This is a genomic window from Streptomyces sp. NBC_01176, from assembly GCF_045039825.1.
Lineage (GTDB): Bacteria > Actinomycetota > Actinomycetes > Streptomycetales > Streptomycetaceae > Streptomyces.
The window spans coordinates 5,161,441-5,182,635 of sequence record NZ_CP108600.1 but is presented as its reverse complement, the minus strand read 5'-3'; the positions used below and the strand labels follow the sequence as shown (position 1 = coordinate 5,182,635).

The following is a 21,195-nucleotide window of genomic DNA, read 5'->3' as shown; positions in this document are numbered from 1 at the left end:
GGTCCCAGCACATCACATTACGCACGCACTCCGTCACCGTTCGTCGCGAATTGACGTGAACGGAACGGGGGAATCCGGACCCGGGCGGGAGAATCCGGACCGGGGTGAGTGGGAAGGGTCCCACTCCCGCGGTGCCGAGCACGGTACTCGGCTCGGCACCGGCGCGTCGCCGTCGTGCTCAGACCAGCCGGACCGGTTTCTCCGGGCGGACACCGAGGCGGCGGAGCCAGTCCCGGAGGGGTGCCGGGTCCCCGTCCTCGACCAGGGTCAGGACGCGGGGGCCCAGATCGGCCGCGCGTACCCCGCCGACCAGGAGGGACGGTCCGTCGAGCCAGTCGAGCCCGGGTGCCGCGCCCGCGGTGTCCATCGCCGCGCAGCAGACCATCGCGGTGACGTGGTCGGCCAGCAGCTCGCGTCCGGTGCGCGGCGGCTGGAGCGGGAAGAGCGGCAGCATCCCGTCCTCCCAGAACGCCAGGTCGGGCCCCGGCTGCTCCGCACCGCCACTCGGTACGGAGGCCGGCACCGCCGCCTCGTCCCGGGCCAGCTCCGCGCTGAGCCCGGCCGCGAGCGCCGCCGTCCGTTCGCTCCCGAGGCCGAGATCGCCGTCGTCCTCGTCCGCGCCCATCCGTTCGTACGCTCCGCGCCGCTTGGTGACGAAGGGAACGGAATCCGGCTCGGGGGTCGTCCCGGAGGCGGCGCGCGGGCCGGTGTCGGCGTCGGTGCCCGCGCCGATACCGGTGTCCGCGCCGGCGTCGCTGTCGTTCGGCGGCGCGGTCAGATGGTCCAGGACGCGTGCCAGTGTCGGGCCGCCACGGTCGGGCACCGTCGGGTCCGAGGAGTGGCGGACGCCCAGCGCGTCCAGGACCCGGTGCAGGCGGGCGGCGTCGGCCCGCCAGGTGCGGTCGACGACCTCGTCCGGATACTCCTGCCAGTCCACCGGAGCCCAGTCGGGCCCGGTCTCCGCGGGCCCGCCGTGGAAGAGCCGGGCGGCGAGCAGCGAGGCGGCCTCGTCCACCGTGCCGGGCTCTTCGAGCAGGTCGCAGGCGGGGCGCTCGCCGAGGCGCGAGGTGAAGCCCTCGGCCAGCCGGTCGCGGCGGGAGAGCTCGGTGAGGGCCGCGACGACACCCGCGTCCAGCCGGGACGGCCAGCGGCCCATCCGCCAGGCGGGCAGCGCGACGCGGTTCAGCAGTCGGTCCCAGCCGGCGTAGGCCAGGCCCACCTGTTCCTGGGCGACGATCCGCAGGCCGTAGTCCACGGCCTGGGCGCGCTCGGCCGCGGCTGCCGCCACTCCCCGCTCCATCTCGGCCGCGTGCCCCCGGCAGCTGCGCAGCAGCAGGCGGGTCACCCAGCCGACACCGGCCAGCACCGTGCGGACCACCGGACCGTGGGCGGGCGCCGAGGTCACGGCCACGGCCGCGTCCAGCCCCCGTACGAAGCGGCGGGCCGCGGCTATGTCGGGGTGCGCGGAGGGGCCCGTACCGGCGACGACCGGGGCGAGGACCGCGCGCAGCTCACCGACACGCATCCACCACAGGAAGGGCGAGCCGATGACGAGGACGGGAGCGGCGGGGCTGCGGCGGACGTGCGCCGAGGCTCCTCGTACGCCCGCTATCTCATCCCTGGCCTCGGGCGGCGGCGGGCCGTGCGCCGGGTGGGTGCGGTCCTCCAGCCAGCTGTCGCAGTCCGGGGTGAGCGCTATCGCGGAGGGGGGAGGGACGTCGAGGCGGTCGGCCAGGTCCCGGACCATGCGGTACAGGTCGGGGGCGGATTCCTCCGCGACCGGGACCGTGGGGCTCACGGCGGGACGGGCGCGGGCGACGACGAGCGCGATGCCCGCGGCCGCGAGGAGGACGAGGCCGGCGAGGACCGCTACGACCCAGCGCGTGACGGGCCACGCCCCGCCGGTGATGTGGCCGGTCGAGCCGCCGACGAGCAGCACGACGGCGACAGCCGCGGGCAGCAGGGCTACGGCCAGCGCGCGGCTGCGGATCCGCAGCACGGCGAGAGCCCGGGAGCGCGCGGCCTGCGCGCCCACCTCCACACCCATACCGGTCACGACCGGAGGTCACCCCCTACTGTCCGCTCGTACGGGGCTGTTGCACAGCCCGCGCCGGCGGATGCCCTGGCTTTGCTCACTCCCCCACTGTGGCACCCGCCACCGACATCGCAATGCCGGTGGGCCAAGTGCCGGAATGCTTTCGCCGCACCCTAGTTGGGGCCTCGGTCCCCGTCAGGCGGTTGGGGCATCGCTCACTCGATGGAATGGCTTTGGGGAAAGGTGGATGACCGTGGGCAATGATCAGGCCCCGGATTCCGTACAGAATCCGGGGCCCAGGGGCAGGTCGAGGACCGGGGGCTACGCCGTCGCCGCGGCCCCCGCCGAGGATTCGGCCGCGGCCTTCGCGGCGATGTCCGTACGGTGCTGGGAACCGTCGAGGCCGATACGGGCGACCGCCGTGTACGCGCGGGCGCGCGCCTCGGTGAGGCCGGTGCCGGTCGCCGTGACGGACAGCACGCGGCCCCCGGCGCTCACGACCGCGTCGCCGTCGTACTTCGTCCCGGCGTGCAGGACGTACGCGTGCGGGGCGTCCTGGGCCGCCACCTCGTCGAGCCCGGTGATGGGGTCACCGGTACGCGGGGTGTCCGGGTAGTTGTGCGAGGCCACGACCACGGTGACCGCCGCGTCGTCGCTCCAGCGCAGCGGGGGCAGGTCGATGAGCGTGCCCTCGGCGGCGGCGAGCAGGACGCCGGCCAGCGGGGTCTTCAGACGGGCGAGGACCACCTGCGTCTCGGGGTCGCCGAAGCGGGCGTTGAACTCGATCACCCGTACGCCGCGGCTCGTGATCGCCAGGCCCGCGTAGAGAAGCCCGGAGAACGGGGTGCCGCGGCGGCGCAGCTCGTCGACGGTCGGCTGGAGGACGGTCTCCATGACCTCTTCCACCAGCTTCGGGTCCGCCCACGGGAGGGGCGAGTACGCGCCCATGCCGCCGGTGTTCGGGCCCTGGTCGCCGTCCAGCGCGCGCTTGAAGTCCTGGGCGGGCTGCAGCGGGACGACGGTCACACCGTCGGTGATCGCGAAGAGGGAGACCTCGGGGCCGTCGAGGAACTCCTCGATGACGACGCGATCGCAGGCGTTGGCGTGCTCCCGGGCCTTCGCGAGGTCGTCGGTCACCACGACGCCCTTGCCGGCCGCGAGGCCGTCGTCCTTCACGACGTAGGGGGCGCCGAAGGCGTCCAGCGCCTCGTCGACCTCTTCGGGGGCCGTGCAGACGTAGGAGCGGGCGGTCGGAACGCCCGCCCGTGCCATCACGTCCTTGGCGAAGGCCTTGGAGCCCTCCAGCTGCGCGGCCTCCTCGGAGGGGCCGAAGCAGGGGATGCCCGCGGCGCGCACGGCGTCGGCGACCCCGGCGACGAGCGGTGCCTCCGGGCCCACGACGACCAGCTCGGCACCGAGCTCGGTGGCCAGCGCGGCCACCGCGGCACCGTCGAGGGCGTCGACCGCGCGCAGCTCGGCCACGTCCGCGATGCCTGCGTTCCCGGGGGCGCAGTGCAGGGCGGTGACGGCGGGATCGAGGGACAGGGAACGGCACAGGGCGTGTTCGCGGGCGCCGCCGCCGATGACAAGGACCTTCACGGGGTCAGCCTAACCGCCGGGGGCGCGTGCCTTTTGTGGGGGCTTCCGAGGCGGGGGGTCGGCGGAGTTGGTGGGATCCTCCAAGCGGTCCTGGGGTTGCCGGGGTTCCTGGGGGTCTTGAGGGACCTCGGGTTCCTGGGGTTCTTGTGCGTCCCGGGGTCCGGGTCGGGTCCGGGGGCCGGGGGTCTCGGGGCCGGGGTCTCGGGGCCGGGGTTTCGGAGCCGGGGGTCTCGGAGCCGGGGGTCTCGGGGTCCTGGGTCCTGGGTCCTGGGTCCTGGGTCCTGGGTCCTGGGTCCTGGCAGGGAGTGGACAGCAACCGTGGCTCGGACGGTCGTGGGTCCGCGACCGTGGCCGGCCTCGGGGCAGGGCCCCGGGCTACTCGTTCGAGAACTCCTCGACCACTGTCGCCCCCAGTTCGCGGACGATCAGGTCGTGGCCCGAGAGAGCGGACTCGTCGAGGTCGGGGTCGTCGTCCTCGGGAATGTCGTCCTCGGGGGCCACCGGGGGCGGCGGCTCGGGGGCGGGAGGTCCGCTGGGTCTCGACGCGGGCGCGGCCGGTGCCTGGCCCGCGGGCGGCCCCTGCGGCGCGGCGGGGCGCGAGGCCGGGGCCGGCGACTGCGGGGTCGCGGGACGCGGTGTGGCCGGCGCCCCGCCGTATCCGGCACCGCCACCGCCGTACCCGCCACCGCCGCCTGCGCCACCACCACCGCCGCCGAACCCGGGGCCGGGTGCCGTCATCGGCGGCGGTGCCGAGCCGCCCGAGGCGTCGACGATCGCCTCGATCTTCCACTGGATGTTGAACTGCTCGGACAGCGCCTGCTTGAGAACGTCCTCGCTGCCACTGCTCGCGAAGTTGTCCCGCGCGCCCGCGTTGACGAAGCCGATCTGCAGCGTCGTGCCGTCGTAGCCGGTCACCTGGGCGTTCTGGCTGAGCAGGATCCAGGTGAAGCGGCGGCGGTTCTTGACCGCCTCCAGGATGTTCGGCCACAGCACGCGGGGGTCGGGTCCATCGGCCGGGGGCGCCTGCATCGGCGCGGCGGCGGGCGCCGCCGGGGTGCCGGGGGCGGTGGGAGCCGAAGGCGTCGGGGGTGCCGCGGGCGCGGCCGGGGCCTGCCCGCCGCCCGCGGAAGCCGGCGTCGGCCAGCCACCGGGCCGCCTGCCGCTGCCGGCGGCCGTCGCGGTGGGCCACGCACCGGGCGCGGGTCCCGCCGGCGGAGCTGCCGCGGCGGCCGGCGCCGGTGCCGGTGCCGGTTCGCTCGTCGGGGCGGGGGTGGTCGGGGCGGGGGTGGTCGGCGTGGGGGCCTGGGACGCGGCGGCGGGTGCGGCCGGGGCGGGAGCGCCCGCACCCTGCGCCGGAGCGGCGCCGCCGGCACCGGCGGTGTCGTACCCCCCGTGCCCCTCGGAGCCCGCGCCGCCGGGACCCTGCGCCCGTACGGCGGCCCGGGCCGCGGCGGGGCCGCCGTACGGCGGAGCCCCGGGGCCTCCGGGGGCCGCGGCCGCCATTCCATGTACCTCGGGACCGGGCACATACCCCATGGCGGGGGCGCCACCGCCGGCGAAGTTCACCCCGCGCTCGATACGGTCCAGCCGGGCCATGAGGGCCCGCTCGTCCCCATAGGCGGCGGGCAGGAGCACGCGCGCGCAGATGAGTTCGAGCTGGAGCCGCGGCGAGGTGGCGCCGCGCATCTCCGTCAGTCCTTCGTTGACGAGATCGGCGGCGCGGCTGAGCTCGGCGGCGCCGAAGACCCCGGCCTGGGCCTGCATGCGCTCCACCACGTCGGACGGGGCGTCGATGAGCCCCTTCTCGGCGGCGTCGGGCACGGCCGCCAGGATCACCAGGTCGCGCAGCCGCTCCAGCAGGTCGGCGACGAACCGCCGCGGATCGTTGCCCCCCTCGATCACGCGGTCCACGACCTCGAAGGCCGCGGCGCCGTCCCCCGAGGCGAACGCCTCGACGACCGAGTCGAGCAGCGACCCGTCCGTGTAGCCGAGGAGCGAGGTGGCCATGGCGTAGGTCACACCCGCGTCCGCCGCTCCCGCGAGGAGCTGGTCCATGACGGACATGGAGTCACGCACGGACCCCGCGCCGGACCGCACGACCAGCGGCAGCACCCCGTCCTCGACGGGAATGCCCTCATGTCCGCAGACCTCGCCGAGGTACTGGCGGAGGGTCCCCGGGGGCACCAGCCGGAACGGGTAGTGGTGCGTACGGGACCGGATCGTCCCGATGACCTTCTCGGGCTCGGTGGTGGCGAAGATGAACTTGAGGTGCTCCGGCGGCTCCTCGACGACCTTCAGCAGCGCGTTGAAACCCGCCGACGTGACCATGTGGGCCTCGTCGATGATGTAGATCTTGTACCGGCTGCTCGCGGGCCCGAAGAACGCCTTCTCTCGCAGGTCACGGGCGTCGTCGACACCACCGTGCGAAGCGGCGTCGATCTCGATGACGTCGATGGATCCCGGGCCGTTGCGTGCGAGGTCGCGGCAGGACTGGCACTCCCCGCAGGGCGTCGGCGTGGGCCCCTGCTCGCAGTTGAGGCACCTGGCCAGGATGCGCGCGCTGGTGGTCTTGCCGCACCCGCGCGGACCGCTGAACAGGTACGCGTGATTGACCCGGTTGTTCCGCAGCGCCTGCTGCAACGGGTCGGTGACATGCTCCTGCCCGATGACCTCGGCGAACGACTCCGGGCGATAGCGGCGGTACAGCGCGAGAGACGACACACATACGAGGTTATAGGCGCCCACTGACAACAAGGACCGCCCGCGATGACAGCGTCCGGCAAGCGGGGACGGCTCGCCCTCACATCCCCGGCAGACGCAAGCGCCCCCCACGCACCCGCCAGAGCCAACCTACCCTTGCTGCCTTCCGGCCCTGGGGGAGTTCAGTCAGATAGCGCCACGTGAGGGGCTGCGCTCACAGTACCCGATCCGAGCGGGGGGAACGAGTTCGCGAGCACTCCTCAACGTCTTGTATTGTTTGCCGCGGAGGATTCGCCTAGAGGCCTAGGGCGCACGCTTGGAAAGCGTGTTGGGGGCAACCCCTCACGAGTTCGAATCTCGTATCCTCCGCCAGTGCCTCACCGGGCACGACTCGAAGGGCCCCACCGTTCGCGGTGGGGCCCTTCGACGTTGTCCGCCTCGGTTTCCGTCTCAGCGGGTATTTCCTTCGGCCCCGGACGGCTCCCGGAGGGCCTGTCCGACCTGCCGCGCGGCCTTCCCGGAGCATCGGGCCCGTGACGTGCGTGTACCGAGCGCGCATCCGGGCCGCTCCGCCGGACTCCCGTCCCATTGACCGCGTCGACCACGACGTCCGGACGCCGACGATCAGGAGCACGGTCGCCGCCATGTGACGAGCGTCACGGAGCGGTCCGTCCCGGACGCTCCTTCTCAGCGCAGTTGCTCGGCCAGGCCGACGATGACGCCCTCCGGGCCGCGGAGGTAGCAGAGCAGATAGCTGTCCTCGAACCGGGCGATGTCCCCGACGAGTTCGGCGCCGTGAGGGCGCAGGCGGGCGACGGTGTCCTCGATGTCGTCGACGGCGAACATGACGCGGTGCGTGCCCAGAATGTTGTGCGGCCGGTCGCGCGGCCCGGCACTGATCACCGCGGGGCTGCGGTACTTCGCCAGCTCGAGCCGGCTGTGGCCGTCCGGGGTCCGGACCATCGCGATGTCACAGTGGACGCCGTCGAGTCCGGTGCACTGGTCGGCGAAGGGGCCCTTGACCTCCGCCCGGCCCTCCAGCTCCATGCCGAGTTCCACGAAGAACGCGATGGCGGCATCCAGGTCCTCGACGACGATGCCGACGTTGTCCATCCGCTGAATCGCCATGCTGGTTTCTCCTTCTTCCACGTGCGGCCGGTGGTGGCCGCCTCAGTCCCTGGGACGGAGCGGGTGACACGTTCTCGACATCCGCGGACCGCCGGACTCCGGAATCCTGCCGTTCTGGCATCGGGCTCGAACGTCTGGGCGGGGAAGCTGACGCTGCCGCCGGGGAATCACGTGAAGTTCCCCAGCGCCGGCCGCGGTAGGCCTCGGCCGGAGGCGGCTGCACGGACCGCTTCGATGCCCCACCCGTCAATCAGGACGGGTGGGGCTCCCTCCGTGCCAGAACCGACGGAACCGACCGGAATCGAGGTTCTCCAGAGTGCGTACCGCCCCACCCTGCCCGAGGCAGGGATTCCCACCCAGGTCATGCCTGTGATCTCCCAGCCTCGCTGCTAAGAGCGGTGATCACGCGTCGGGTGTGCCGGGCACGGGGCGGGGAGCCTCAAGGCGTAGCACGAGTGCACGTAGGGCCCGGAGTTCGGCGTCCAGGGCCTGCGCGCCTTCGCGGGTGAGGCTTACCCATGTTCGGGGGCGCCGACCGGCGTAACCCTTCTCCACGGTGATCATTCCGGACTCCTCCAGCACCTTCAGGTGCCGGGAGAGATTTCCGTCGGTGACGGCCAGTTGCTTCTTCAGGAAGCTGAACTCGACCCGGGCGGCTTCGCGGGCAACGGTGAGGACGCCGAGCCGCACGCGCTGGTGAACGGTGTCGTCCAGCGCCTGGGTGGGATGCAGTTCCTCCTGGTCGTCCTGCGTAGCGGTCGAGTCGTCGACGCTCATGGGACGACCGTACCCAAAACTGCGCCACCGGGCGCGCCCCGGCGGCGGGCCGCCGTCCACTCGCACAGACCCGCGAGGAGCAGGACAGCAGCGAGCAGAAAGGCCTTGACCTGCGGTCCGTCCGCCCAGCCGGGGTGGGCGGGGTGCTGCCAGGGAAGCCATCCGCTGCCCCAGGAGGCTCCCAGGTACCCCGTGAGCAGCAGGGCGTGAACGGTGCCGGCCGCCGCGGCGATCCCACTGCGTTCGGCAATTCCGAGGGCGAGAAGTCCGATGCCGACCAGGTACCACGGGGAGGCGTAACTGTTCTCCAGCAGCACGGCCTCCCACGACTGGTCCTTGCCGAACAACAGCGCCACCAGAGCTGCCGTGATCACGGTGGTGGATGCGGCGGTCACGCGGACCCACATGCCGCGCCGGGGGACGACGCCCCGGGCCTCGCCGCGCAGGCGATACCAGCGGGCGAGGACGAACCATGCGAGGGGAAGGAGCGCGAACCACACGCCCCATGCCGCGAAGCGAAGGACGGCTCCGTCGAACTCGCCCTCCAGGCAGGGGGTCCCCGGTTCGTGGACGACGCACAGGCCGGTCAGCTCGGCGTAGGCAAAGGCCGGATAGGACCCGATGTCGCGCCCGTGCGCCCCGAAGTTGAAGGCGTACCGGGCGACCGGAACGGCTGCCAGCGCAAGGAGCCCGAAACCAAGGAGGGGAGTCCATGCCCCATTGGTCTGCGTGCGGGTCCTCGCCCGGAGGCCTTCCGTCGCAGCCAGCAAGGCGGCCGCGGCCGCCCTCGGTTCCGATCCCGCGCCGCTCGGTACGGATGTTCCCATTTGTCCCCCTTGTGGCCAGGCGCTTCGGCAGCGTTCGCGAGCGGACCGCCAATGGTCGATGGCCATCCGCTGAACTAGCTTTGCGATACAAAGTACATGGCAATCAAGAGTTAAGGTGCGTACCGACAACGGACCACGGGGAACACCGGGAATCGAACAGCGGCCCACCAGGGGCGCCAGCCCCCTTGGCCGCTGTTTGCCGCGCGATCGAGCCCCTCGTCCAGGAATCCCTCGTCCGCCTCCTGCCGGACGGGCTCCTGCCCGTCACTCCGGCGATCGGCGGGTACTGGACCCGGAGCAACGACGTCGAAATCGACCTGGTGGGCGCCGAGACGCCCACGACCATCCCTTGACCCATCACAGGCGCGGTCATGACCACTCGTTCACCGCGTCTTCACCTGCGGTGATGCGTCTTTGACAGGATTCTCAACGGGCCTGTGAACCTTGGGAGTTCCGAGCGTCCGGGCTCGCTGCCGGCCCAACGGATTCACATCCCCTCCCCTATCGACCGTTAAGGACACGAGTGTTCCCTTCCCGTCACACCGCCAGAGCGGCACGCGTCATAGGCACCTTCGGTGCCGCGGCCGCACTCTCCCTCGGTATCGCTGACACGGCGTCGGCATGCAATATCAGCGACTTCTCGGCAGCGGCCGTGTGCGACGCGGGCGGCACCGGCGTCATCCGCGTCACCGACCGGGACGGCTCCGGCACCCCGGCCACCGTCAAGCTGTACCTGCAACTGAACATGCCCGGCGGCGAACGGCTCGTCGACACCAAAACGATCGAGCACCCGACCGCGCAGGGCGTATCCGTCGATCTCACTCCCCCGGACTGGTACCCAGGGGGGACCTACCGGGTGCACGTCAAGGCAGGCGACCAGGTCGACGACGACATCCAGCCGATGACCGTCATACCGGATGAAACCTGCGCGCCCTCCACCCCCTCCTCCTCGGCGCCCGCCACTGCGCCGGCGCAGTCCTCCTCGCCCGCCTCGCCCTCCTCCGCCACCACCCCGGCGACGCCGAGCCCGGCGCAGAGCAGCAGCGCGGCCGCCGCGCCGGGTGCGAGCAGCGCCCCGACCGCCGCCGGCGGCAGCACCGGCCTCGCCGAGACCGGCGCGGGCAGCGGCACCACCGTGATCGCCGGCGCCGCCGCGGCCCTGGTCGTGACCGGCGGCGGCATGGTCGTTGCGCTGCGCCGCCGAGCGGTACGCCGCTACTGACGGCACCTGCCCTCCTGAGGCCGAAGTGCTCCCTCTCGAGGCCGAGGCACGATCGTGCGGCCGGGACCAGGCGGCGACCGGCCTCATCGCACCGGTAAGTGAGCCGGCTCCCCTCTCGGTCAGGGCCCCACCGTCCGCGGCGGGGCCCTTCGCCGTCGCCCGTCCCGGACTCCGCCCCTCAGCTGGTTCCTTCTTCATCTCCGGGCGACTCCCAGCGGGCCCGCCCTGGCACTTCGGTACGCAGCCAACGAGCAAGCTCGGAGAAATCGGCCCCGGTGAGGCCCTTGGCCGGGTCGACACGGTGGAGCAGTGAGGGTCCTGGGTGCTGCGCGGCGACCCAGAGTCGGTCCACGGCGCTGATCTCGTCGTCGACCCAGATGAAGGGGCGGCGGCCGGCCCACTCCACGAGGGGACGCGTCTTCCAGTGCAGGCCGTGCGGGCCGGCGTCGGTGGAGGGCTCGGGCCACTCCACGACCGGCAGCCTGGGCAGCCCGATCCGCGCGGCGACGGACTCGTTGGCCTCCTCCATCCACGTCGAGGCCCACACCAGGTCGCATCCGAGGGCCATCAGCCGCGGCCCCACCGCGCGGTCGAGCCGTCCGAGCAACGGGTTCCCCTCGTCGGAGAACGCTCCGGGACCGGAAGCAGGAGCCTGAAGCCGGCCGGGCACCGGCGAGTACACGCCAGCGCGCCGTGACCTTTCCGCCACGCGCCCTGTTAGCGACTCTGCCCGCCGCCCACCTGCGCCAGGGAAGCCCTCATGACGATGACCAGACCGTGTCCGGCGGTGCACCTGTGACCACGACGGTTCCGAGCCCCAACGCGGTCGACGGCTGCTTCCTCAGCTACGAGCGGGACGAGCCCCGGTTCCGGCCCTATGTCGGGGCGGTCCTGGAGGTGACCGGCTCCAGCCCGGGTCCGGGCCCGGTGCGCGAGCAGATCGCCGAACGTGTGGACCGCATGCCGAGCCTCGCCTGCAAGGTCACCCGGCAGGGGCGCCGGACGGTCTGGGAGCTCGATCCCGGCTTCGACCCGCGCCGCCATGTGCACGAGATCGTCGTGGAGGACGGCCTCCCCTCGCTCGGCCGGGCCGTGGACGCCCTGCTCGGTGAGCCGATCGGCACCGGTGCGCCCCGCTGGGGGGTCTGGCTCATCCACGGCTACTCCCCGGACAGATACGCGCTGTTCTACCGCGCCCACCACGCCGCCCAGGACGGCCAGGCGGTGCTGGACGCGCTCACGGCGCTGTTCGGGGTGGGTCCCGCCGTTCCTCCCCGCCAGGCGACGGACGACGCACCCGGCGGCCGTGGCACCGGTGGGGCCCGGGACCGGCTCGCGTGGGTGAGGAACATCCCGGCGCGGGCGATCGCGCAGAACGCGGCCGACACCGTACGCGGCCTGCGGTCCACCCTGACGTGGGCGCCGCACCGCCCCCTCACCGGCCGGACACGGCTGTTGTCCGCGGCCGTGCCGGTGTCCTGGCCCCGGGACGTCGCGAAGGCCCTCGGGGCCACGCCCAACGACGTCTGTCTGGCCGCGCTGGCGGAGGCGGTACGGGACTGGGTGCCCGAGGAGTGGCGGGCCCGCCCCGGGCACGGCCGGGAGCTGCACGTGGGCATGCCGGTCAGTCTCCGCCGGCCGGAGGAGCGGTTCGCGGTGGGCAACAGGGTCTCCGCCGTGCGCGTTCCGCTGTCGTACTGGGCGAAGTCCCCCGCCGCACGAGTGGTCGCCGTCGCCCGCGCGACCCGCCGGGTCAGGACCGAGGGGATGCGCCGGGTGCTGCGGGCGCAGCTGGAGTGCTTTCCGGACTGGCTCGTCTACCGCTTCGTCCGGCAGTCCTGCGCCGCGAGCAGCGCGGTGGACACCTCCGGGCTGCTGCGCGTTCCCCGCCGGCTGGCGGTCGGGGCGGATCCGGTCGAGGGGGTGGTGCCCACCCTGTTCCTGCACGGCGACCACCTCTTCGCGGTGTCGTTCCTCTCCTACCAGGGACGGGTCCGGGTGAGCTTCACCGTCGACCGGGCACTGGACGACGTCGGTGATCTCGCCGCCCTGTGGGCCGGAGCCGTGGAGCGGCTGTGGCGCGACGTCACCGTCGGCCCCGCCGGTCACACCGGTCACGCCAGTCACGCCAGTCACGCCAGTCACAGAGATTCGTACGCGTCCCGTACCGGGGAGAGCTCATGAGCACGACGGGCCGAGAAGGGTCCACCGCCCTGGTCACGGGCGCCAGTTACGGCATCGGCGCCGACATCGCCCGCGCCCTCGCCGCCCGTGGCCACCATCTCGTCCTGGTGGCCCGCAGCGCCGAGCCCCTGGACCGGCTGGCGGCCGCCCTCGAAGCCGAGTTCGGGATCAGTGCCCGCCCGCTGGCCGCCGACCTGAGCACCGAGTCCGGCATGGAGCTGGCCGCCGCGCGCGCGTGCGACGCCGACATCCTCGTCAACAACGCCGGTGCGGGACTGGGCCTGTCCTTCGAGCGCACGGCGTGGGAGGAGGAACGGCGGATGCTCGCCCTCAACGTCGTCGCCCCTTCCCGGCTCGTCCACGCGGCACTGCCCGGAATGCTCGGCCGGGGCCGCGGACGCATCCTGAACGTCTCCTCGGTGGCCGCCACCGCGCCGGTCTGGCAGGGCACTTCCTACGGCGCCTCGAAGGCGTACGCCCTGGCGCTGACCGAGTCGCTGGCCCACACGCGCCGTCTCCGCAGCTCGCCGGTGGCGCTGACCGCCCTCGTACTGGGGCACACCGTCTCGGAGTTCCACGAGCGGGCCGGTATCCCGCCGTCCCCTCCCTCGCTCACCCTCGCCTCGCCGTACGTCGCCGAGCGGGCGGTGCGGGCCATCCTCCGGCGCCGCCCGCCCGTCGTCTGCGTGCCGAGCGTCCGCTACAAACTGCTGGCCGGGCTGCTGCGTCATCTCCCGCGCCGGGTCGTCGCCCTGCCCCACCTCGCCGACGACTTCACCGTCACCTCGTACGAGGCGCCACGCCCGCCGTACGGGGCGGGGGAGCCGCGGACCGGCGGGCGGGAGTCAGCCGGGAGTGACGGCCAGGACGGCGTTCTGCCCGCCGAAGCCCACGGACAGCGAGAGCGCCAGCCCTAGCCTTGCCCGGCGGCTCCCGGTCGGGATGTCGAGGTCGATCGCCGGGTCGGGTTCCTCCAGGTTGGCCGTGGGCGGCACGAGGCCCTGTTCGACGGCGAGAACGGTGAACGCCGCCTCCACCGCGCCCGCCGCTCCCAGCAGGTGCCCGGTCACCGGCTTGGTGGACGTCACCGGCGGGCGGTGCGGGAAGAGCCCGGCCAGCACCGCGGCCTCCGCCCGGTCGCCCGCCGGGGTCCCGGTGCCGTGGGCGTTGACGTGGTGCACGTCGCGCGCGCTCGCGCCGGCCTGGGCGAGGGCCTCGCGGACAGCCGTGCCGAGCCCCGTGCCGTCCGGATGGGGCCGTACCACGTGGTGCGCGTCCGAGGAGGCTCCGAAGCCCGTGATCCGGGCGCGGGTCCGGGCACCGCGCGCCCGGGCGTCGGCGGGGCGCTCCAGGACCAGCATCCCGGCCCCCTCGCCGATGACGAAGCCGTCCCGCCGCCGGTCGAAGGCGCGCGGCGCTCCAGCGGGGTCGTCGAAGCGGTGGGACAGCGCGCCGATCCGGTCGAACCCGGCGACGTAGAACGGTGTGATGGCGGCGTCCGCGCCACCGGCCAGCACGATGTCGCACCGGTCCAGGGTCAGCAGGTCCCGTGCCATGCCGAGGGCGGTCGCACCCGAGGCGCAGGCGGTGTTGACCGTGCAGCTGGCGCCCGAGGCAGCGAACTCGATGGTCAGCTGGGCGGCCAGGGAGTTGCCCAGCGCGGCGGGCACCGCGTAGGGCGACATGTCCTGCGGGCCGGCCGCCAGCAGGGCGCGGTGCTCGGACTCCAGGGTCCGGGCGCCGCCGGTGCCGGAGCCCACGATCACCGCGACGCGCGCGCCGTCCCACCGCGCCGGGTCCAGCCGGGCGTCGGCCAGCGCCTCCCGCGCGGCGAGCAGGGCCAGCTGCGCACAGCGGTCGGGCCTGCGCGCCCGGGCCCCGCCGAGCCGGACCGGGTCGAAGCCGCCCACCCGGCAGGCCAGGTGCGCCGGAAACGTCTCCTGCTCCCCCGCCAGTACGGCGGTCGGCAGCCCCTTGCAGACCCGCTCCCAGCCGGGGACCCAGCCGTCGCCGGCGGGTGTCACCAGTCCGAGGCCCGTGACGCAGACGTCCTGTCGCCCGGTCATACGGAGGTCACCTGGCTCCGACGAGGGCGGCCACGTCCGCGACGGTGTGGGTGGCGCCGATCTCCTCCTCCGTCACCGCCACCCCTTTCTCGCGGCGCAGGACCAGGGCCAGTTCGACGACGGCGATGGAATCCAGGCCCGCTTCCTCGCGCGTGGCGTCCGGGCTGATGTCATCCTCGGAAAGCCCAAGAGAAACAAGAACGTTTTTGAGTTCTTCGTATGACACTTTTTCTCCGTCGCGTGGATAGCAGGGCAGACACCTCAAAGTACCATCTCCAAGGGAACCGAATTCCCCGAGAGAATTAATGCGACAGGCGAGCGATGGGCGAACGCAGGCATGGATATTCTGGAAAAGTGCCGGCCGTGGACCGCGGAGCATCTGCGGGCGACGGGACGGGACTGCTACTTCCGGGCGATCGGCGACACGTTCGACGGCACGGAGGCCGATTTCGAGGGCCGTCGGGTGATCATCGCGGCCTCCCACGACTACCTGGGCCTCTCCGCGGAGCCCCGGGTGCGTGAGGCCGCCGTCGCCGCCGTACGGCGCTTCGGCACCTCACTGGGAGGGTCCCGGGCGGTGAGCGGCTCGCTGGAACTGCACGAGGAGCTGGAGAACGGACTGGCGGCGTTCCTGGGCCACGAGGCGGCCGCCGTTCTTCCCTCCGGATATCAGGCGAATTTGATGCTCGCCCCTCTCCTCGGGGACGGGGACATGGTATTCAGCGACTTTTCCAATCACGTTTCACTGGAAGAGGCAGTTCGTCTCGGCAGGGCGAAGGAACGCAAATTCCTGCACGGCAACCTCGATCACCTGGAGGAATTGCTCCGCACCGCCGACGGAATCGGAAACGGAAACGAAGGAGCCGGAACCCGAGGGGGCGGAAGCGGAGGGGAAGGAAGCGGAGGGGAAGGAAGCGGAACCGGCGGGAAGTTGATCCTCACGGACGGGGTCTTCTCGGTGGACGGCGACGTCTGCAACCTTCCCGGCCTGATGAAGCTGGCGGACGCGCACGGAGCACGGGTCGTCGTCGACAGTTCGCACGACCTCGGGGTGCTCGGCCCGACCGGAGCGGGCGCAGGCGAGCACTTCGGACTGCGTCCCGACCTCGTCACCAGCGCCCTGTCCAAGAGCCTGGCCTCGGTGGGCGGGGTGATCGCCGGCCCCGCCGACGTGATCCGCTATCTGCGGTTCCACGCGCGGACGGCGCTGTTCACCGCGGCGGCCTCACCGGCCAACGTCGCCGCCGCGCTGGCCGCACTGCGGATCCTGCGCACCGAACCCGAACGGCGTGTACGGGTCCTGGATCTCGCCGAACGGCTGCACAACGGCCTGCGCGCGCTCGGCTTCGACACCGGGGCGTCCGTCACACCGGTGGTGCCGGTGCTGGTGTCGGGGCGCGAGCGGTGCATGCGGATGTGGCGGGAGCTGTTCGAGGCCGGAGTGTTCGCCGCGCCCATGGTCCACCCGGTCGTCAGGACCGGGCGCGAGGTGCTGCGGGTCACCCTCACCGCCGCGCACACCGATGACCAACTGGCCCGGGTCCTGGCCGCGTTCGAGCACGTGGGCCGCGTCGAGGGGGTCATCCCCGGCTCCGCGCCGGCCTCGCACACCCCGGTACGGATCGCCCGCCCGCGCGGCCCGCTGACACTGGCCGCCGCGCACGACGGGAGGTCCACCGGCGCGGGGGCGCGGCGGGCCACCCCGTGGGCGGGCGGACGTAGCTCGTAGGGCGGGGACGTACCCCGTGCTGCTCCCGGTGCCGCGGCTCAGCCGATCTTCACGGTCTTCGAGACGGTGACCTGGTCGATGTCGGTGGTGCGGACCGTCGCCTTCATCGTCCAGGTGCCCGCCACCGGGAGGGTGACGCCGTCGGCCCCCCAGTAGCCGCCCCGGTTCGCCAGTTCCGCGTCGATCGGGCCGATCCGCTGGGACTCCAGGGTGAAGGTGAGGCGCAGTTCGGGCACGGTCGCGATCCCTCCGTCGGGGCCGAAGATCACGGCCTGCACGGAGTTCTCGCCCACCCGGCCCGGCGCCAGTTCGATCTGCACCTTGCCGTGACCGCCCGGTGTGCCCACGTCGAACGGGATGATCGTCGCGGCCCCCGCCGGCTGCCCCGCTGCCGCGGGTGCGGAGGCCGCGGCGGCCTCGGTGGCCGCACGGCCCGGCTGGGTCCCGGTGAGCAGGGTGGTGATCACCAGTACGACGATGCCGACGGTGACCTCGGCCAGGACCGAGCCCCGCAGGGCCCGCCGGTAACGGGCGGTCTCGCCGGAAGGAGGCACGTCCGGGGCCGGCCCCGGACTGCCGGAGGTGCCCTCCGTGTCGGCCGCACCGTCGACGGTGTCCCCGGCGTCGGCGGACGCGTCACCGGTCGTCGAATCGCCGGCCGACACGACCCCGGAGACCGCCCCGCTCCTGTCCCCTACCGCAGGTGCCGCGCCGGTGCCCACGACCGCCGGTGCCCCGACGGTCTCCGGCACGCGCTCGGCCACCGCCACCGCGGCGCGCTCCTGCGCCGCCACCATCAGCCGGCCCGCCCAGCGTCGCGAGTACGCCGCCCCCGCCAGCAGGCACAGCACCGCGATCAGCTTGGCGACGAGGATGCGGCCGTACGACGTCGAGGTGAGGGCGTCCCAGGAGCCGAGGCCGCGCCAGGACTGGTAGACGCCGGTGACGACCAGGACGGCGACGGAGGCGAGGGCGAGCCGGGAGAAGCGGTTGACGGTGGCCGCGGGGAGCGGTTCGGCCGACCGGTACAGCGCGGTCAGCAGCGCCGTCAGTCCGCCCAGCCACACCGCCATGGACAGCAGGTGCAGGACGGAGGAGACCATCGCGACGGGTACCTGGACACCGGCGGACGCGTGCTCGGCGGCTGCCCAGGTGACGGCGAGGGAGACGGTGAGCAGCGCGCCCAGCGCGAGGACGCCGCGCTCCCGCCGGTCCGCGCGTACCGGGTAGAAGGCCACCGCCGCCAGCAGCACCAGCCGGGCCAGCAGGGTGAGGCCCGGCCTGCTGACCAGTGTCTCGTTCAGGACGGACGGGTCGAGGGCGTCCGCGGGACCGCTGCCGCGTTCGTAGGGGCCCCGCAGCAGGAGCAGCGCGAAGGTCGAGAGGAACAGCGTCCACCAGCCCGCGAGGAGCAGCCGCCGTACCGGGCCCGGGAATCCGCAGACCAGGACGAAGGCGGCGGCGCCGATGAGCAGGGCCAGACCGCCGTACGCGACATAGCGCGCGAGGTCGTAGAGCGTGGCGGAGACCTTGTCCCCGGCGGGGTCGACGGGGACCGGCGCGACGGTCGCGGAGGGTTTGCCGATGGAGAAGGTGAAGGCGCCGGAGACCGGGTGGCTGTCCGCCGAGACGACCCGCCAGGCCACGGTGAAGGTGCCGGTGCCGAGGCCCTTGGGCAGGGTCACGCGGGCGGTGTCGGACCGTCCGTCCGCGTGCCCCGGCTCACCGGTGTGGACGCGCCGGTTGCCCGGGTCCAGCACGCGGAAGGAGTCGTCGAGGAGCCCGACCGACTCGGTGAACGTCAGGGTCACCTGGCGGGGAGCCGTCTTCAGCACGCTGCCGTCCTGGGGATCGGCACCGGTCAGCGCCGCGTGGGCGGACGCGCCGCCCACACCGCCGAAGAGGACCAGAACCAGCACCGTGCCCAGCAGGGCCAGTCCCCGGGCCACGCGTCGTCGCTCCCGCTGTCCTCGTCCGCTCACACGCCGTCTCCGTCTCGGTGTTTCCAGAGTCACGGATACGTACGGACGAATCCGGCGCCGTGCTCACTCCACCGGCTGAGCGCCCGGTCCGGCCGGGGCGCCCGGGGTGCCGGGCGAGCCCGTCCCGAACACCGCTTCCCGGTGCAGGAAGGCGAGCCGGGCGCGCTTCTCGGGCAAGTAGACCCCGGGAAGGTCGATTTCGGGAAGCACGATCTCGGGGCCCGGTTCGAAGCCCTGCCGGACCAGGCGGGAGATCGCCTTCGCGTTGCGGGCGTCGGGTTCGACCACCACCCGCCGCCGGCCGAGGCCGATCAGCACATAGGCGGTGAACGCGGTCAGCAGCTTCGAGGACCAGCCCGGCCGGCGACCCTCGGCTCCCGCCGGGCCGATCAGCAGATGGACCCCGATGTCGCCGGGCTCGACGTCGTAGCACTCGCTGACCCGGTCGGCCTCGGGTTCGTACGTCTGGAAGAGCGCGGCGGGTTCGCCGTCCTTGACCACGAGGAAGGCGTGGTGGGTGTCGAGCGAGTCGAGATGGAGGTAGGTCTCCAGGACCTGTTCCCTGGTGAATCCGGTCATGCCCCAGAAGCCGGCCCGCTCCTGTGTCACCCACCGGTGGATGACGTCCAGATCGGCGGAAGGGTCGACGGGCAGGACGCGGACGGTGCCGAAGCCGTCGAGCTCCTGTTCGTGGACGGCCTCGCGGGCAGCCGCGTACGGCTCAGTGGTCATGGTTCTCCTCGTTGTCCCGGACGGGTTCCGGGGTCTCGGGCGGGGCCGTCTCCCGTTCCTCGGTCAAGCGGCTCCAGTCGGTGCGGACGGGAATCAGCTCTCCCCTCAGCCACAGGGGGAGTTGGTCGCGGTGATGGGCCGAGCCGGGAACCCCGGAGGCGCCGAACGGCACCACCCAGAGGCTGTTGTCGCGGTCGGCGAGGTCCCAGACGTAGCGGGCGGCCGGGCCGCGCGCGCTCAGGTCGGTGAGGCCGGGGACGGCCGAGGTGCACAGCACGCAGTCGTGGTCGCCGGCGAGCCCCGGTTCGTCGTACGCGTCGCTCGCCAGCGCCCGCCAGGGGGCGAGGCGGTGGCTGTCGCCCCAGACGCCGAGTGGCCGTGCGGCCGCCTCCTCGACGGCCGCGCGCACGAGGCCGGCACGGTCGATGCCGTACAACTCCTCTGCCCTGAGCAGGTTCTCGAGGGCGAAGCCGATGCGGGGGAGCAGGGCGAGCCAGGGGCGGAGGACCTCGGGGTACTCGGGCGGGTCGGCCAGTACGGCGAAGACGGGGTGGGCTGCGAGCCGTCGTACGACCCCGCCGCGGACCGCCGCGAACGCCGCCGCCCCCGTGCTGTCGGCCTCCATCCGGCGGTCCCAGAGCAGCAGCCGGTCGCGCAGGGCCGCCGCCGGCGGGGTCAGACCGTCGAGGGTGGCGAGGTGGTCCAACAGGGGTGCGGCGGAGGCGAGATGGGTGTCCATGTGGACGGCCGCCATGTCCGGGGCCGGCCAGGCCGTGCGGGAGGCGAGCAGGTCGCGGATGCGCGCGGCGCGGTGCGGCGGGGCGAACTCGACGCCGAGCGGGGTCGCGGGGCCGCGCTGGTTGGCCATCACGGCGATGCCGTCCTCGACGGTTCCGTACGGCATCTCGTGCCAGCCCCGCCACTCGTGTCCGGGCTCCCAGGCGGCGACGATCCGGGTGCGGTTGTCCTCGCCGCGGACCGGGACCCGGCCCGCGACCCGGTGCAGCACCCCGCCCGCGGTGTCGGCGGCCTGGATGACGTTGACGGGCTCCGCCCAGAGGTCGAACGCCCGGTCAACGTCGGCGACTTCGCGGGCCCGCAGAAGCGGGAGCAGGGCACTGAAGCCGAGGTCCCCGGTGACGCGGGGCGGATAGCGGAGGCTGATGGGGCCGACCGCACCGCGGCCGTCCGCGTCCCTTCCGCTCCCCTCGGCTCCCGCGTCGCTCCCCTCGGCCGTGTCGTGGCCCGTTCCGCTTCCCCCTATGACGACCGGCCCCCGCGCGGTCTCGATCACCTCGACCTCGACCGGGGCGCCGCCCGCGACCTCGACCGTCTCCACGTGCCGGGTCACCGCCCGCCACTCACCGTCCGGGTCCAGCGCCTCCAGGTCCTCGCCGCCCGCTCCGGCCGGGCGCAGCCGCTCCCGGTACAGGTCCTGGTAGTCGGCCATGGCGTTGGTGATGGCCCAGGCGACGGTGCCCGTGTGGGCGAAGTGGGCGATGCCCGGGACGCCGGGGACGGCGAGGCCGACGACGTCGAACTCGGGGCAGGAGAGATGGATCTGCTGGTAGACGCCGGGGTCCTCGATGAAGCGGTGGGGGTCGCCCGCGATGACCGGCTGTCCGGTGACGGTCCGTTCGCCGGTGACGAGCCAGCCGTTGCTGCCGGCGGTGCCGGGCCCGTCGGTGGCGAAGAGCCCCACGGCGTCGGCGCCGAGCCGCCGGGCGACCTCCTCGCGCCAGAGCTTGGCGGGGAAGCCGGCGAACAGGATGTGGGTGGTCAGCCAGACAGCGAGCGGGGTCCAGTGCTCCCAGTGGCCCGGTACGAGTCCGGACCGGGCGAACTCCGCTGCGTGCCGGGCGCCTTCGGCGAGCCCCTCGTTGACCCCGTCGACGTACGAGACGACCCACTCGGCGGTCTCCGGGTCCCGTTCCTCCAGGGCGGCGAAGCAACGTCTCGCGGTGTCGTCGAGCCGGGCCCGGCGGGCGAACACGTCCCAGGCGACTTCCCCCGCGCCGAGGAACGTGGCGGAGGTGCCCTGCGAACGGTGCCGTTCGACCTCCAGCTGCCACGCGCGGTCGACAGCGGTGGTACGGCCCTGGGCGTGGGCGAGTTCGTGTGCGTTCTCGGCACGCAGGTGGGGGATCCCCCAAGGGTCACGGCAGAGCTCGGCGTTCATGATCCATCCCCACTGTTCTCAGGTTAGGCTAACCT

At 73.2% G+C, this 21,195-nt stretch carries 17 protein-coding genes, 1 tRNA gene and 1 other RNA gene; 6 read left to right on the top strand and 13 right to left on the bottom strand.

Annotated elements, in window-relative coordinates:
• Positions 1-178: 178 nt before the first annotated feature.
• From OG199_RS22360 to ffs, 4 genes are all read right to left on the bottom strand, one after another.
• Positions 179-2,056 (bottom strand): hypothetical protein, encoded by a 1,878-nt coding sequence (locus tag OG199_RS22360; protein ID WP_405830956.1) that lies wholly within the window; start codon positions 2,054-2,056, stop codon positions 179-181.
• A gap of 300 nt (positions 2,057-2,356) precedes the next feature.
• Positions 2,357-3,634, bottom strand: a complete 1,278-nt coding sequence (gene purD, locus OG199_RS22355) for a phosphoribosylamine--glycine ligase (RefSeq protein WP_356802107.1) — start codon at positions 3,632-3,634, stop codon at positions 2,357-2,359.
• A gap of 375 nt (positions 3,635-4,009) precedes the next feature.
• Positions 4,010-6,355: a DNA polymerase III subunit gamma and tau gene (locus OG199_RS22350; protein ID WP_405830954.1), complete on the bottom strand. Its 2,346-nt coding sequence runs from the start codon at positions 6,353-6,355 to the stop codon at positions 4,010-4,012.
• 93 nt (positions 6,356-6,448) lie between these two features.
• An RNA gene (gene ffs / locus OG199_RS22345) (signal recognition particle sRNA small type) lies at positions 6,449-6,547 on the bottom strand.
• A 71-nt stretch (positions 6,548-6,618) separates the two neighbouring features.
• Between ffs and OG199_RS22340 the strand changes: the two genes are divergently transcribed.
• Positions 6,619-6,706: transfer RNA gene (locus tag OG199_RS22340), tRNA-Ser, on the top strand.
• A 315-nt stretch (positions 6,707-7,021) separates the two neighbouring features.
• On the opposite strand, the gene OG199_RS22335 is transcribed toward OG199_RS22340, so the two are convergent.
• The 3 genes from OG199_RS22335 to OG199_RS22325 form a co-directional block, all read right to left on the bottom strand.
• Positions 7,022-7,462 carry a VOC family protein gene (locus OG199_RS22335; RefSeq protein ID WP_405830953.1) on the bottom strand — a complete coding sequence of 147 codons (441 nt, stop codon included), beginning with the start codon at positions 7,460-7,462 and terminating at the stop codon, positions 7,022-7,024.
• Positions 7,463-7,864: 402 nt separating this feature from the next.
• Positions 7,865-8,239 (bottom strand): winged helix-turn-helix domain-containing protein, encoded by a 375-nt coding sequence (locus OG199_RS22330; RefSeq protein ID WP_401807578.1) that lies wholly within the window; start codon positions 8,237-8,239, stop codon positions 7,865-7,867.
• Positions 8,236-9,066, bottom strand: coding sequence for a hypothetical protein (locus tag OG199_RS22325; RefSeq protein ID WP_401807575.1), 831 nt, complete (start codon positions 9,064-9,066; stop codon positions 8,236-8,238). The genes OG199_RS22330 and OG199_RS22325 overlap by 4 nt, the downstream gene beginning before the upstream one ends.
• A 185-nt stretch (positions 9,067-9,251) precedes the next feature.
• On the opposite strand from OG199_RS22325, the gene OG199_RS22320 reads away from it, so the two are divergent.
• Together OG199_RS22320 and OG199_RS22315 are read left to right on the top strand one after the other, a co-directional pair.
• Entirely contained in the window at positions 9,252-9,419 is a 168-nt protein-coding gene (locus OG199_RS22320; RefSeq protein WP_401807675.1) for a hypothetical protein, read from the top strand.
• Between the two features lie 170 nt (positions 9,420-9,589).
• Positions 9,590-10,288 (top strand): LAETG motif-containing sortase-dependent surface protein, encoded by a 699-nt coding sequence (locus OG199_RS22315; RefSeq protein ID WP_405830952.1) that lies wholly within the window; start codon positions 9,590-9,592, stop codon positions 10,286-10,288.
• Between the two features lie 178 nt (positions 10,289-10,466).
• Here the strand turns inward: OG199_RS22315 and OG199_RS22310 are convergent, their stop codons facing one another.
• Positions 10,467-10,958, bottom strand: coding sequence for a hypothetical protein (locus tag OG199_RS22310; protein ID WP_405834641.1), 492 nt, complete (start codon positions 10,956-10,958; stop codon positions 10,467-10,469).
• 125 nt (positions 10,959-11,083) lie between these two features.
• On the opposite strand from OG199_RS22310, the gene OG199_RS22305 reads away from it, so the two are divergent.
• The gene (locus tag OG199_RS22305) at positions 11,084-12,472 is read left to right on the top strand and encodes a wax ester/triacylglycerol synthase domain-containing protein (RefSeq protein ID WP_405830951.1); all 1,389 of its coding nucleotides are present in this window, start codon (positions 11,084-11,086) and stop codon (positions 12,470-12,472) included.
• Positions 12,469-13,389, top strand: a complete 921-nt coding sequence (locus OG199_RS22300; RefSeq protein WP_405830949.1) for an SDR family NAD(P)-dependent oxidoreductase — start codon at positions 12,469-12,471, stop codon at positions 13,387-13,389. Before OG199_RS22305 ends, OG199_RS22300 begins: the two co-directional genes overlap by 4 nt.
• Here OG199_RS22300 and OG199_RS22295 read toward each other — a convergent pair.
• Both OG199_RS22295 and OG199_RS22290 read right to left on the bottom strand, forming a co-directional pair.
• Positions 13,318-14,538: a beta-ketoacyl-[acyl-carrier-protein] synthase family protein gene (locus tag OG199_RS22295; protein WP_356802120.1), complete on the bottom strand. Its 1,221-nt coding sequence runs from the start codon at positions 14,536-14,538 to the stop codon at positions 13,318-13,320. The two genes, OG199_RS22300 and OG199_RS22295, sit on opposite strands and share 72 nt — an antisense overlap.
• Before the next feature lie 7 nt (positions 14,539-14,545).
• Positions 14,546-14,764, bottom strand: coding sequence for an acyl carrier protein (locus OG199_RS22290; RefSeq protein ID WP_266700163.1), 219 nt, complete (start codon positions 14,762-14,764; stop codon positions 14,546-14,548).
• Positions 14,765-14,875: 111 nt separating this feature from the next.
• Here OG199_RS22290 and OG199_RS22285 point away from each other — a divergent pair, with 111 nt between their 5' ends.
• A complete protein-coding gene (locus tag OG199_RS22285; RefSeq protein WP_405830946.1) occupies positions 14,876-16,267 on the top strand; it encodes an aminotransferase class I/II-fold pyridoxal phosphate-dependent enzyme in 1,392 nt (463 codons plus the stop codon).
• A 38-nt stretch (positions 16,268-16,305) separates the two neighbouring features.
• Here the strand turns inward: OG199_RS22285 and OG199_RS22280 are convergent, their stop codons facing one another.
• The 3 genes from OG199_RS22280 to OG199_RS22270 all read right to left on the bottom strand — a co-directional run bounded on the left by OG199_RS22280 (position 16,306) and on the right by OG199_RS22270 (position 21,160).
• Positions 16,306-18,249, bottom strand: a complete 1,944-nt coding sequence (locus OG199_RS22280) for a copper resistance CopC/CopD family protein (RefSeq protein WP_405830945.1) — start codon at positions 18,247-18,249, stop codon at positions 16,306-16,308.
• 63 nt (positions 18,250-18,312) lie between these two features.
• Complete coding sequence (locus OG199_RS22275) at positions 18,313-18,981, bottom strand: GNAT family N-acetyltransferase (RefSeq protein WP_401807560.1); 669 nt, start codon at positions 18,979-18,981, stop codon at positions 18,313-18,315.
• Entirely contained in the window at positions 18,971-21,160 is a 2,190-nt protein-coding gene (locus tag OG199_RS22270; protein WP_405830942.1) for a penicillin acylase family protein, read from the bottom strand. Before OG199_RS22270 ends, OG199_RS22275 begins: the two co-directional genes overlap by 11 nt.
• Positions 21,161-21,195 lie beyond the last annotated feature (35 nt).